The organism is Alteromonas sp. H02, assembly GCF_059682525.1.
The window spans coordinates 5,087,506-5,100,518 of sequence record NZ_CM185021.1 but is presented as its reverse complement, the minus strand read 5'-3'; the positions used below and the strand labels follow the sequence as shown (position 1 = coordinate 5,100,518).

The window sequence follows — 13,013 nt, the reverse complement described above, 5'->3', positions numbered from 1 at the left end:
GCCCCATGGAAGAACACCTATTATTCAGCGCCGTGATATGCCATATGCGTGATTGGGTGTTCCCTACTGCTAACCGAATCAACATAATAAATAACAATAAATAAACAAGTTAAACAAACATTAAACAAAAATAAGCGAGGGGGAAATCGATGGGATGGCTTAAAGAATCGGTTGCTTTAATTACTGGCGGTGGCTCCGGACTTGGTCTGTCATTGGTAAAACGTTATCTTGCCGAGGGTGCCAAAGTGGCGGTACTTGAAGCCGATGAACAACGCGCCGAACAATTGCGGGAAACGTTGCAAGACCAGGTCTGCGTAATCGTTGGCGATGTCACTCGCTATGATGACAATGAGCGGGCCGTTAAACAAACGGTTGATACGTTTGGTCGTTTGGACGTCTTTGTTGCAAATGCCGGTATCTGGGATTTCTTTGAACCGCTAGCGGCTTACGAAGGCGCAAAACTTGCCGAAGCCTTTGACGAATTGATGTCGGTTAATGCCAAGGGAGGAGTGCTAGGTGCCCGTGCCGCGCTCCCTGAGTTAATAAAAACTCAAGGTAACATTATTTTTACCATTTCCAATGCGGGCTTTTACCCCGGTGGCGGTGGGCCGCTTTATACCGCATCTAAGCACGCGCTGGTTGGCATTGTTCGCCAGCTTGCTTACGAATTAGCGCCAAAAGTACGGGTTAATGGCGTTGCGCCAGGCGGTATGAAAACCGGTTTGCGAGGGTTATCCGCTACCGGTACCGATGGCCAGTCGCTAAATCAGATCGACACGCTGGATGAATTACTCACCGATATCACTCCCTTGCAAGTTTCTCCCCAACCTGAAGATTATTGCGGGCCATACGTGCTATTGGCATCTAAAGAGAATTCTTCAGTTACCACCGGTGTGATTATCAATACGGATGGTGGTTTGGGGGTGCGTGGCATCGCCAACGTCCGTGGCGGTGAAAATCTTTAAAACGATAAACCTATTGTTATAAACCATGAGACAGAGAATGGCTGTTGAAATTATTGAGAAAAAAGTGCCTTCAGGCCAGTACGAAAGTCATGTTTTATTAGCTGGTAATCCAGAAAATCCGCCGCTTATTCTTATGCATGGTGCCGGTCCTGGCGCATCTGCTTCTTCTAACTGGCGACACTGCCTTGAGGATCTGGCCAAAGATTTTTATATCATCGCGCCTGACATGATTGGTTTTGGCCAGAGTGAAATTCCTGATCCAATACCGCCCCATAGTGTGACGTGGATGGGTATGCGAGTACTGCAGGTACTGGGCCTAATGGATACGCTGGGTATTGAAAGTGCCGATATTGTGGGCAATTCCATGGGCGGCGCGGTTGTATTGCACCTGTTGATTGAGGCCCCTGAACGCTTTAAACGGATCATGATGATGGGACCGGCCGGGGCTAAAATGAGCAGAACCCCCGAAATGGCAAGGCTTCTTGCGTTTTATGCCGATCCTCGATTACCGCGCTACAGAGAGTTGATCACCAGCTTTGTATACGATCCGTCGGCACTCAAAAACTTGGATGAAATCATTGAGCAACGCTTCAAAGTGGCGACCGATCCAGAAGTCAGACGCGTCCAGGAAGTTATGTTTGAGTCGATGAAAACCGGCATGGATGCGCTGGTTGTGCCACCGACAGCGCTGTCACGTATGCCCCACGAATTTGCGCTGGTGCATGGCCGATTTGACCGGATCGTACCACTGGAAGCCAGTATGTACCTGCTGGAACATTTACAGCGGGCTGATCTGCATGTGCTGGATCGCTGCGGTCACTGGGCCCAGATCCAACGCTGGGATGCCATGCTGCCACTGATGCGTTCGCATTTTCTTAGAGGCTGACGAACACGGTTATGGCATTAGCACCAGACGTCATTCGCGCACTTGCAGCAGAGCTGCAGGAGGCGGAGAAAAGCGGGGTTCAGATCCGCCAGTTTTCTCAGCGTTACCCCGAAATTGAATTTGCCGACAGTTATGAAATTCAGCGTGCCTGGATGCAACTCAAGTTAGCTGAAGGGCGACGAGTGATTGGGCGCAAGATCGGGTTGACGTCTCGTGCGATGCAAAAAATTGCCAATATCAGCGAGCCTGATCACGGTGTTTTGCTCGACGATATGCAGTTTAGCGATGGTGCGCGTATTCCCGAGGGGCGTTTTATTAAACCCTGGGTAGAGGTTGAACTGGCTTTTATTTTAAAAGCGCCACTAAAGGGACCACATGTCACGATTTTCGATGTGCTCAACGCTACCGACTGGATTGTGCCGGCGTTTGAAATTATCGATGCCCGCATTCAACGGCTCGACCCACAAACCAATGCGCAACGCCGGGTACTGGACACCATAGCCGATAACGCCGCCAACGGCGGTATCGTGCTGGGGTCTAAGCCTTTCCGCCCGGAGGCATTTGATCTGCGGTGGTTGGGGGCAATTCTGTACAAAAACGGGGTGGTAGAAGAGACCGGGCTGGGTGCTGGTGTGCTGAATCATCCCGCCAATGGTATTGCCTGGCTGGCGCATAAACTCAGTGCCTGGGATGAACATCTGGCGGCGGGTGAGATCGTGCTGGCCGGTTCGTTTACACGGATTGTCGAAGCCGCCTCGGGTGATCAGTTTTGTGCCGATTATGGTCCGCTTGGTTGCGTAAATATCCATTTTGATTAAGCGAATAAGGTTATGACGAATAGTTTTAAACAAGCCATTCAACAAGGCATTCCGCAAATCGGCTTCTGGTTATCTATTGGTGACACCACAACCGCCGAAATTTGCGCCTGTGCAGGTTTTGACTGGTTGTTAATTGACGGCGAGCACACGCCGCAAACGCCGCACAGTATCTTGGGGCAATTGCGGGCTATCGGTTGTCATCCTGCCACACATGCTATTGCCAGGGTGCCGTGTGCCGATCAGACCGTTATAAAACAGTATCTCGATTTGGGGGTTAAAAGCATTCTGGTGCCCATGGTCGAGACCGCGCACCAGGCTCAGGCCATTGTTCAGGCTTGTCGCTATCCCCCGATGGGAACTCGCGGAATTGGCGGAGCGCGAGCCCACTTGTGGGGTGGCAGAAGTGATTATCTCAACGTTGCTAACGATGAAATCGCCATCATCGTTCAGCTCGAAACGAAGTTATCCCTGGTTAATCTTGAAGCAATTGCAGCTGTCGAGGGGATCGACGGACTACTTGTCGGCCCGGCGGACTTATCCTCGTCGCTTGGTCATTTGGGTAATCCCGCTCACGAAGAGGTACAGAACGCAATCATGGATGCGATCAAGCGGATACAGTTAGCCGGAAAAGCGGCGGGCATTCAGACACGGGACGAGGCACTGGCTCGCCGCTGTCTGGAACAAGGTGCCGTGATGGTTGGTGTTGGTTTAGATGCACAGATGCTTGCGGCGCAAACGCGTTTGCTCGCAACCACTTTCAAGGTTAACCCCTAGGGTTTCTGTTGCGACTATTTATTCTACGAGGAATTAAACAATGAATTTAATCGATTTAACCCGAAAACGTGACTATGACGAGCTGATGGATATTGATCAAGGCTGGTTGTCGCGCAGAGTTTACTGGGATCAAGATATTTACGAAGCGGAGCTGCGCCAGATATTTGCGCGTTGCTGGATATTTGTGGCGCATGAATCGCAATTACCCAAGCCGGGTGACTTTTTAACCACCTATAATGGATACCAGTATGTATAAGCATAGCAAATTCATGGTTATCGGTGTCATCTATTTTGTTTTAAGCACGGTTGTTCTATTTACCTGTTTGGGAGCGAGTGCTGTTGCCAAGGATACCGATAATCCACCTACAGGTGCCGCTAATATCCATAGCCTGTCCAGCGGTGTTGCGCGGCTGGTACCTGACAATCTGTTTGCGGTGGACTTTGTTTCTGATCAGGTTGGTTGGGTAGCAGGCTATTACGGCACCTTGCTGCACACCGATAACGGCGGACAGACCTGGACGCATCATGCTCTGCCGGTTAACGATCTCATTCGCAGGATCGACTTTCTTGATGAACAGACCGGCTGGGCGGTGAGCAGTCGGGGACGTATTCTCAAAACGCAAGATGGTGGAGCTTCGTGGCGCGTGATGCATGAGGAACCGGGGATCTATCTGCGGGATGTGCATTTTGTTAGTAAGCAAGAAGGCTGGGTTATTGGTCATGAGGCGACTATTCTGCATACCGTCAATGGTGGGCAGTTGTGGACCAAACAAACCTTGTCGAATTTTACCGGACGAGATCTGCCTCGCCTGAATGGTATTGCATCGTCGAGCGCAGGGCATCTGTATGTGGTTGGTGAGTTTGGTGTGATTGCAGAGACAGTTAATGGCGGCGATCAATGGACTATCCTTTCTCCAGGGCAACTGAATGTTACCTTTGTTGATGTCACCGTTGCGCAAGGCGTTGGTTGGGCCGTGGGCCTGGGAGGCAATGTTGTCAGGATTTCACCACCAGTTGACCCTGTTGCTGATGGCGCCGTTAATCGCGAACAGGCGGCACCGGCGCGTATTTCACTTCTCCCGTCAGTTATCTCTGCACATTTGTTTACTGTTAATAGTGACGCTAAGGGTGCTGTTGTGGCCGCAGGTCAGGGCGTCTTATACAAAATAGATCCGCAAGGCGACATGTCTTTGATGTCGCTACCCGAAAGTACACCAGACTACATTTGGTATGGCGGCGCGGTTGCTCGCCCAAGTTCGGATGAATGGGTGATTGTCGGGGCAAATGGTTCTGTTGTCGGCTTGAATGTTACTTCCGGCACGTCAAATTCACTTGTCAGATGGTAGGTTTATTTTAACCCGTCAGTTACAAAAAGAAGGTTATTGGAAAGGTTGTATGATCAAATCTATAGCAAAAATGGTGGTGTCCTACCCGCGGTTTATTTTACTGGTTGCGGGGTTAACGACTGCCATAGCCGGGTATTTCGGTGTGACCGGATTGTCTTTGCGTGTTGTGATGGAGGATATGCTGCCTTCCAAACACCACAATGTTGAGCTTTACAAGGAATTTAGTGGTCAGTTTGGCGGTGTGAACACGGTACTGGTTAAAGTTACGAATCGTGAGGGGACGATTTATAACACTGAGTTTCTTGAAAATTATCGGGCCATATCTGATGAGTTTTTCTTTCATGAGTCGAATGTTCAGCCCTTGTTCGAAGCCGCTAACCTGCGTAAAACTCGCGCAGTGTCAGGCGGAGAAGGGCAGATAGTGGTCAATCCGTTAATGTGGCCAGAAGTGCCTAAAACGGAAGCCGATCTGGTTAAATTTCAGGCCTTGGTGCAAAGCCAGTTTCTGGGTTCATTAGTCTCGCTGGATGAGCGCTCAATGTTGTTGTCAGCCGAGTTTGAACATGCCGTCGACACTCGGCAACTCATTGATTTTGTGGATGAAATTCGCGACCGTTACGACGTTGAAAATATTGATTTGGCGATAGTTGGCCGCCCAATTCTGTTAGGCATGGTGAAGAAAAATCTGCCGCAGATGTTACTGGTGTTTGCGGCATCTGTGCTGGCGATTGGCGTGGTGTTGTATCTGTATTTTCGCAGTTGGGTCGGGGTGGCTATCCCCATGGTGGTTGCCTTCACCGTTACCATCTGGGGCTTTGGTGTTATCGGCTTTGTAAAGTACAACCTTGATCCACTGCTACTGCTGCTCCCCTTTTTTGTATTTGCAACGGTGTTATCTCATTCGGTGCAATTTGTGTCCCGCGTGTTTGATGAATTATCAGATAACGTGAGTATGCCTGAAGCAGTAAAAATAGGTCTGGAAAGACTGCTTTATCCTAGCACGGCTGCAGTTATCACTGATGCGGCTGGGTTCACGGTACTTGCGCTGGTGACCATACCCAGCATTCAGTCACTGGCCGTGATCTGTACGTTTTGGTTGCTCTCACTGACGCCTGGGCTCATTGTTGCCGCGGCCCTGATGGCGTTGTTACCACGCCCGACCAATTACCGTACCCATCTGCCTGCGCAGTCGTTTCTGGGCATGATTTTTGGGTTGAAATCTTCCCGGTACGTGTTTGCTCCCCTGTTCGTGGTTGCGCTGGTTGGTGGCTACGTGGTGTCTAAGGACCTCAAAATCGGTGATGCCGTCGGTAGTCCGATCCTGTGGCAGGACTCGCGCTATAACGTGGATGTTAACACCATTAATTCCAACTTTAATCGGGTGGGGACGGATGTCATGCAGGCCTATTTTTCAGGCGACGGCGAAACCATGCTTGACCCCCGTGTGTATCATCAGATTGAGGCATTTGACCGTCACATCTATGAACGGGTGTTATCGGCAACCCGCGCACAGAGCCTGGTGCCGATTGTAAAGAATATCAATATGGTGCTGTGGGAGGGCGATCCGTCGTATCAGATCATCCCGGATACGACCGACGAAATTGGTTTCAATATTTACATGTTCCGTTCCGGTGGTGAGCCCGGTGATTTTGCGGCCTACACCAACCCTGAATGGAGTATCGGCAAGTTGTCTATTTTTGCCCGTGAGCATAGTGCGGAAACGGTCAATGCGTTGAACGATGCCGGTAACGATTTTCTTGCTCAATATGTGTTTGATGATGACGAGCCAAAGGTTCAGTTCGCAGGTGGACAAATTGGTCTTATTAAGGCCAGTAACGATGAAATCGCCGAAAAAGAGAACCAACTGTTAATCGCTATCATTATTGTTATTGCCGTTAATTTGTTGTTGCTCTATCGCTCCCCGGCCATTGCCGTGGTGATTATTTTTGTTCTGACGACCTCGCATTTTATCACCATGAGTGTCATGACCATTATGGACGTGGGGATGAATTTGAATACGCTTCCGCTTGCCGCACTCGGCCTGGGCAGGGGCGTTGATTACAGTATCTACATGGCGGATCGCATCCGTGATGAGATGAATCATGGCGTTGTATTTAAAGAAGCGGCTATGCGCGCCTTTAATACATCTGGCGTCGCTGTGATAGTAACGGCAATGACAATGGTGTTGCCACTCTTGCCCTGGTACTTCCTGTCACCGATCCGGTTCCAGGCTGAGATGGGCGTTTTATTAGCGATCATATTGATGTTTAACATGATCGGTGCTTTGACAGTCGTGCCAACAGCAATTGGCTTTTTAAAGCCACGTGGCTTTTCATTCCAAAAAGAAGATAAGCGTAAAGTGCTAACTCCATGCTGAGGTGGGGCGAATCATAAACATGATTGAGGATGAAACTATAATGAGAAAGCTGAATAAGTTGACAAGTGCAATCAGGGATCAGGGCAATTTCCTCGCTGTCGCCGTGACAGCGGCAGCGTTAGGTGGAGGCGCGGTTAGCTTGCCTGCTGAGGCTGAAACCTTGACCGAGTTTTTGGACTTACCGGATGAGGTATGGATAGGCGGTCGCCTTAAACAGGGCACAGGCGTTTATTACGATACCTATGGTGATGACAGTGGTTGGGGGCCGTCGCAATTCATTGCTGAGTTGCAAATGGAATGGACGCCCTCCAGAAATGTCACCGTGATTTCTGATTTTTGGCTGCGCGGCGACTGGTTTTATCAATTGGACGACGGCGAGCATATCGGCCCTGGTTTACAGGATTTTACCAAGGCTCCACCGTTTCTCGACCGATTTGATTTTCTGTTAACCGAAAATGGCTCACTCATGTTGCCTGAGCCTTTTGGTAATGATGGCAGTGATAATGTACTACTCGATGATTTTGAAAAAGATGTCATTCGTGAACTGTCAGTAAGTTTCACCGATGACGCTGGTAATATATCGTTTAAACTCGGCAAATTTCAACGTGGTTGGGGGCAATCTGATGGCTTGCGACTGTTGGATATTGTCAATCCTCAGGATCTGCGTCTGCGCACCTTTTTTACCGATCCGGAAGAGTTGCGTATTACGCAATGGAGCGCTGCACTGTCACTGGATCTCGATGCCTTGAATATGGGGGGGATGTTTGACGCCATAGGGCTAGAAAAATCCTCCCTGGAGCTAATTTACACGCCTTTTGTCAGGCATTCAGAATTTATTGTTAATAACCCTACGCCTAGCCGCAGTGCGTCGGGTGGACCATTTGGTTTGCCGTTTCCTGCTCTGATTGATGGTGAATCAGGTTTTGGTTTGCCGTTGCTGGGGGCTCGCTTATCGGAGCGTGAAACCAAAGATTGGGAAGACTCTGAGTTTGGTTTTCGATTGAAATTTGATGTATTGGGCGGTCAGGGTACCATTAATGGCTTTTATGGCTTTCAGGATTTGCCGATCGTTGTCAACACCGGTTCAACATTGCATATAGGAACATTTTTAAATGATCCGAATGCAGAGAATGTAGTGAATGTGCCGCTTGATTTAGCCACGACTATTGGTGCTGTGCATGCGCCGGGTCAGTATGTCGACTTTATTCAGGCGCTTGCTGGCGGCACAGCTGCACCAGGTGATTTCCCGTTACTGCCATTTGGTTGTATGGATCTGCTTAATCCTGCCGGTGGTGGTGCAGCGTGTTCGATCACCGCAGATTTTGACCTCGATTACACGTACAGGCAAAAAACCCTCGGATTCTCGTTTACCAGAGATATGGCTAAATGGAGATTCGGTCCGAAAAATGTCTCACCGGTAATGCGTGTAGAAGCTTCGTATGAGTTCGATAAGGCCTTTAACAAAGGGACGATTGCCAATCCGTTTGTGCCTGGTGACGTGTCGGTGGGCACACCAGCACTTATTACCACCCAGGAAGATACGGTTGGCGAGCGCGACCAGATCTCGTTGATGGTTGGCCTTGATTACAATGTCTGGATCCCTGGATGGGAAAGCCAGCGTAGCTCTATTTTTATGACCACCCAGTTTTTCAATATTCACACCGAGGATGCGGATGGATTGCTCTTTCAGGCACCTTACGCACTGACCGAGGTGGAAATGAATCAACAGTACATGTCGCAAACTTATACAATAGGATTATTCAATGACAAGTTGATCCTTGATGGTTTGCTTCTGCTGGATCTGAGTAAAGGTGGAGTGGCTTACCGTCAGCGTATCGATTATTCGATGTTCGCCAATCAGTTATTGGCACGCTTAGAGTTAGGGTACTTTAGCAGTGATCCAGAACAAGGTTTATTGGGTCTGTACCGCAAGTCAGATTATGTTGAGCTGTCCCTCACATATCAGTTTTAGTGGTACACCAATACGCCAAAAACCCTGAATTCCATTGCAGGAGAAAATAATGAAATTTACCTATTTAAAGAAAGCGATTACGGGGGCTATCGGCTTGTTAGCGGTAGCCAATTTTGCCAACGCAGAAAGTGATTATATTGAGCGCTGGAAACAATTTGCCGCCGACACCGGGTTGCCCGGACACAAAGCGTGGGCAGAGATACTCGACAATGATGAAACACGAGCACTTGAGCAGCGGTGGGCGGATTTTAGAGGCTACACTGCAACATCATTAATTGAAGGGGCTGATTTACCGGCTGAACTGACGCCCGGCTTGATCATTACCAAAGATAACATGGCGTCGTTTCCCTGGCTGGCGGATTACTTGCCGAAGTTCTGGATTGATAGACTCAGCAGCGAATGGATGGGGGTTGAAGGGATACGCATTGTTCCCACCACCCATTATTACATGCAAGGGCCGATGCTTGAGGCGACCAAAGCGCTGGGGGCCGATCCGTTTACCATTAATGAAAAGGGTGAGCTAATCGACAAAAATGGTCAAAATGGTGTGCTGACATCGTCGGGTCTGCCGTTTATTGATCCGAAAAACGGTGATCAGTTGAACTGGTTGTTTAATGCGCATGGTGTTGGTACCGAGGATCTGGCTTTCGATCCCATCGAAATGACCGGTTGTAACTCCGATAACGAAGTGGAACGTGCCTACAAAGGCAACCTCTGGTGGCGTAAAATGGCTGGTCGGGTTGGGGCTGAGCCACTTGGCAATGTGCCTGGATTTGAAGGGGTGTCAGAAGCCGGCTCGTTATTTCTGTCATCGCCTCGAGATGTGCGGGGTCTGGCGGCGGTGCGTCTTCGTTATGCCGATGCAGACAAGGCGGATGATTTTAAACTGTTTATCCCTACCCTGCGCCGTACACGTACATTAACCGGTACCAATGGTCAGGATCCTATTGCCCCGTCTTTGGAGTTGACCTGGGATGAGTGGCGCAGCCACTGGACCAAAACCGACAAACGCCAATTTGAATACAACATGGTTAAAGAAGGCTTTGTACTGGCAGCCCCTGAGGTGGGTGCGGCGTATGATCCTTTCCGCATGGATGACGACCGGTGTGCATTTAGCGGCATCGTAGATCTCGAACTGCGCCCTGTCTGGGTCTATGATGTGATTGATAAAACCAATACCTATCAATATTCTAAAAAGCGTATTTTTGTTGACAAAGAGCTGTATTATTCGCAGTCACTGGAAATGTATGATCGCCGAGGCAACCTGTGGCGTATATTTGAAGATTCGCGTTGGTGGCAGCCTGATACTGGGCGGGCTCAATGGCGCACGGTGATTATTCCTAACCTGATTTCCAAACGTCATTCGATGTTATCGATTTCATCAAACTGGGATGCCGCAGCCAGAAATAACGCAGCATTGTTTGACGTGGATAAACTTCGCGACCGACGATAAATTCGCATTGAACAGAACAGTGAATAATTATTTTTTGTGTATGTTGAGGAAAGTGGCAGTTCAGTAGACTGCCACTTGTTCGCCCCTTTGAATAGGATCTTATGCGTGGTCTCAACTGATGGAATTGATAAAAGCCCATCATTCCAAAGCAGCTAATGGCCGTCAATCGTATTCACAGTCTGCAACGGCGAGGGCTTTGTTATTTTTGAGTATAGCCTGGCGCAGTTGCAGCCAGGCTAATATACCGTGTAAGTGTGAGTTTCACGACGCCCAACGTCTAGTCTTGCAGATCAAAGCGATCAGCCTCCATGACTTTGGTCCAGGCGTTTACAAAGTCGCTGATAAACTTTTCCTGATTGTCATCCTGAGCGTAAACTTCGGCGTAAGAGCGTAAAATAGAGTTGGAACCAAACACCAAATCCACCCGACTGGCAGACCACTTTTGCTCGCCAGAGCGGCGTTCAACTATGGCGTAGGTACCATCAGCCTGCGGCTTCCAGGAATATCGCATATCCGTAAGATGAACAAAGAAATCGTTAGTCAGCGCGCCCAGGTTATCGGTAAACTGACCAAGTGTCTGGTTACCATAGTTGGTGTCGAGCACCCGCATACCGCCAATGAGCACAACCATTTGCGCTGCGGTAAGGCCCATCAGTTGAGCGCGATCAAGCAATAACTCTTCTGCTTTTACGATATAGTCTTGCTTCAACCAGTTTCTGAAACCGTCGGCGACTGGCTCAAGCGGTTCAAATGATTCCGCATCTGTCATCTCATCCGTGGCATCTCCGCGACCAGGTGAGAAGGGCACTGGTATCGAGTAACCCGCCGCCTCAATGGCTTTTTCCAGGCCCACATTACCGGCTAGTACGATGGTGTCAGCCAGGCTGGCACCTGCTTGTTGTGCCAGCGGCGTTAATATGCCGAGCACCTTGTTTAAACGTTCAGGTTCATTTCCTACCCAGTCTTTTTGTGGCACAAGGCGAATACGCGCACCATTAGCGCCACCGCGTAAATCAGACTGTCTGAAGGTGCGGGCACTGTCCCAGGCGGTTGTTACCAGTTCACCCACCGACAACCCTGACGCGGCAATACTGTTTTTCAGACTTTCGATGTTATAGCTAGTGGCCCCTGCTGGAATAGGATCTTGCCAGATCAAGTCGTCCACTGGCGCATCGGGACCGATATAACGTACTTTGGGGCCCATGTCCCGGTGGGTAAGTTTAAACCAGGCTCTGGCAAATACTTCGGAGAAATACTGCGGATCATTATAAAAACGCTCAGAAATTTCGCGATATACCGGATCTTTGATCATGGCCATGTCAGCATCGGTCATGATAGGGTTGAGGCGTATGCCGGGATCTTCCACATCCACTGGCTTATCTTCTTCTTTTATATTGACTGGCTCCCATTGCCATGCGCCAGCCGGTGACTTGGTCAGCTCCCAATCGTAGGTAAATAACAGGTAAAAATAACCATTGTCCCACTGGGTTGGGTGTGTGGTCCACGCGCCTTCAATTCCACTGGTGACGGTATCTCTGCCGATTCCTCGACTAGTATGGTTGATCCAGCCAAGGCCCTGTTCCTGCACATCGGCAGCTTCCGGATCCGGTCCTAAATTTTCTGCTTTACCATTACCGTGAGTTTTTCCTACGGTGTGGCCGCCAGCCGTTAAGGCGACAGTTTCTTCGTCGTTCATTGCCATCCTGGCGAAGGTTTCACGAACCTGCTTAGCGGTTTTAAGCGGATCAGGCGTACCGTTAACGCCCTCCGGGTTGACGTAAATTAACCCCATCTGCACCGCCGCCAGCGGGTTTTCCATGGTCGCCGGATTACTCATATCACCATAGCGACTATCGCTTGGCGCCAGCCATTCTTTTTCAGCGCCCCAGTAGGTGTCTTTTTCTGGATGCCAGATGTCTTCGCGTCCAAAGGCAAAGCCATAGGTCTTCAGGCCCATATTTTCATAAGCAATCGTGCCAGCCAGAATGATCAGATCCGCCCAGCTAATTTTATTGCCATATTTTTTCTTAATCGGCCATAGTAGTCGGCGTGCTTTATCCAGGTTAACATTATCCGGCCAGGAGTTAAGTGGCGCAAAACGTTGGTTACCGGTTGCTGCACCTCCCCGGCCATCAGCAATACGATAGGAGCCTGCTGAGTGCCATGCCATGCGGATCATCAGCCCGCCATAGTGACCCCAGTCAGCTGGCCACCACTGCTGCGAGTCAGTCATCAACGCGTGCATGTCTTTTTTGAGAGCCGCAAAATCCAGAGAGTTCGCCGCTTCACGATAATTAAAGTTGGCATCCATCGGATTGGTTTTGCTGTCATGCTGATGCAAAATATCCAGGTTAATGGATTCCGGCCACCAGTCGGTATTATACCATTCCATCTAGATTTGTGATCTAATTGCCACATTACA

At 49.5% G+C, this 13,013-nt stretch carries 10 protein-coding genes; 9 read left to right on the top strand and 1 reads right to left on the bottom strand.

Annotation, left to right across the window (positions count from 1 at the left end; genetic code table 11):
* The first annotated feature begins 149 nt into the window (after positions 1 to 149).
* Genes hcaB through AC566Q_RS23540 form a run of 9 tightly spaced genes read left to right on the top strand, consistent with a single transcriptional unit; the run spans position 150 to position 10,591 of the window.
* Complete coding sequence (gene hcaB, locus AC566Q_RS23580) at positions 150 to 965, top strand: 3-(cis-5,6-dihydroxycyclohexa-1,3-dien-1-yl)propanoate dehydrogenase (RefSeq protein ID WP_499611889.1); 816 nt, start codon at positions 150 to 152, stop codon at positions 963 to 965.
* Between the two features lie 37 nt (positions 966 to 1,002).
* Positions 1,003 to 1,851 carry an alpha/beta fold hydrolase gene (locus AC566Q_RS23575; RefSeq protein WP_499611887.1) on the top strand — a complete coding sequence of 283 codons (849 nt, stop codon included), beginning with the start codon at positions 1,003 to 1,005 and terminating at the stop codon, positions 1,849 to 1,851.
* 11 nt (positions 1,852 to 1,862) lie between these two features.
* Complete coding sequence (gene hpaH, locus AC566Q_RS23570; protein ID WP_499611884.1) at positions 1,863 to 2,669, top strand: 2-oxo-hept-4-ene-1,7-dioate hydratase; 807 nt, start codon at positions 1,863 to 1,865, stop codon at positions 2,667 to 2,669.
* A gap of 12 nt (positions 2,670 to 2,681) precedes the next feature.
* Positions 2,682 to 3,443, top strand: coding sequence for an HpcH/HpaI aldolase family protein (locus AC566Q_RS23565; protein ID WP_499611882.1), 762 nt, complete (start codon positions 2,682 to 2,684; stop codon positions 3,441 to 3,443).
* 40 nt (positions 3,444 to 3,483) lie between these two features.
* Positions 3,484 to 3,699, top strand: a complete 216-nt coding sequence (locus AC566Q_RS23560) for a hypothetical protein (protein WP_499611880.1) — start codon at positions 3,484 to 3,486, stop codon at positions 3,697 to 3,699.
* On the top strand, positions 3,692 to 4,789 hold the full coding sequence (locus AC566Q_RS23555; protein WP_499611878.1) for a YCF48-related protein: 1,098 nt from the start codon (positions 3,692 to 3,694) through the stop codon (positions 4,787 to 4,789). Before AC566Q_RS23560 ends, AC566Q_RS23555 begins: the two co-directional genes overlap by 8 nt.
* 49 nt (positions 4,790 to 4,838) lie before the next feature.
* Positions 4,839 to 7,166: an efflux RND transporter permease subunit gene (locus AC566Q_RS23550; protein WP_499611875.1), complete on the top strand. Its 2,328-nt coding sequence runs from the start codon at positions 4,839 to 4,841 to the stop codon at positions 7,164 to 7,166.
* Positions 7,167 to 7,206: 40 nt separating this feature from the next.
* Positions 7,207 to 9,138 carry a DUF1302 family protein gene (locus tag AC566Q_RS23545; RefSeq protein WP_499611873.1) on the top strand — a complete coding sequence of 644 codons (1,932 nt, stop codon included), beginning with the start codon at positions 7,207 to 7,209 and terminating at the stop codon, positions 9,136 to 9,138.
* A gap of 49 nt (positions 9,139 to 9,187) precedes the next feature.
* Positions 9,188 to 10,591 (top strand): outer membrane lipoprotein-sorting protein, encoded by a 1,404-nt coding sequence (locus tag AC566Q_RS23540; protein WP_499611872.1) that lies wholly within the window; start codon positions 9,188 to 9,190, stop codon positions 10,589 to 10,591.
* 277 nt (positions 10,592 to 10,868) lie between these two features.
* Here the strand turns inward: AC566Q_RS23540 and katG are convergent, their stop codons facing one another.
* The gene (katG, locus tag AC566Q_RS23535; RefSeq protein ID WP_499611870.1) at positions 10,869 to 12,983 is read right to left on the bottom strand and encodes a catalase/peroxidase HPI; all 2,115 of its coding nucleotides are present in this window, start codon (positions 12,981 to 12,983) and stop codon (positions 10,869 to 10,871) included.
* Positions 12,984 to 13,013: the final 30 nt, after the last annotated feature.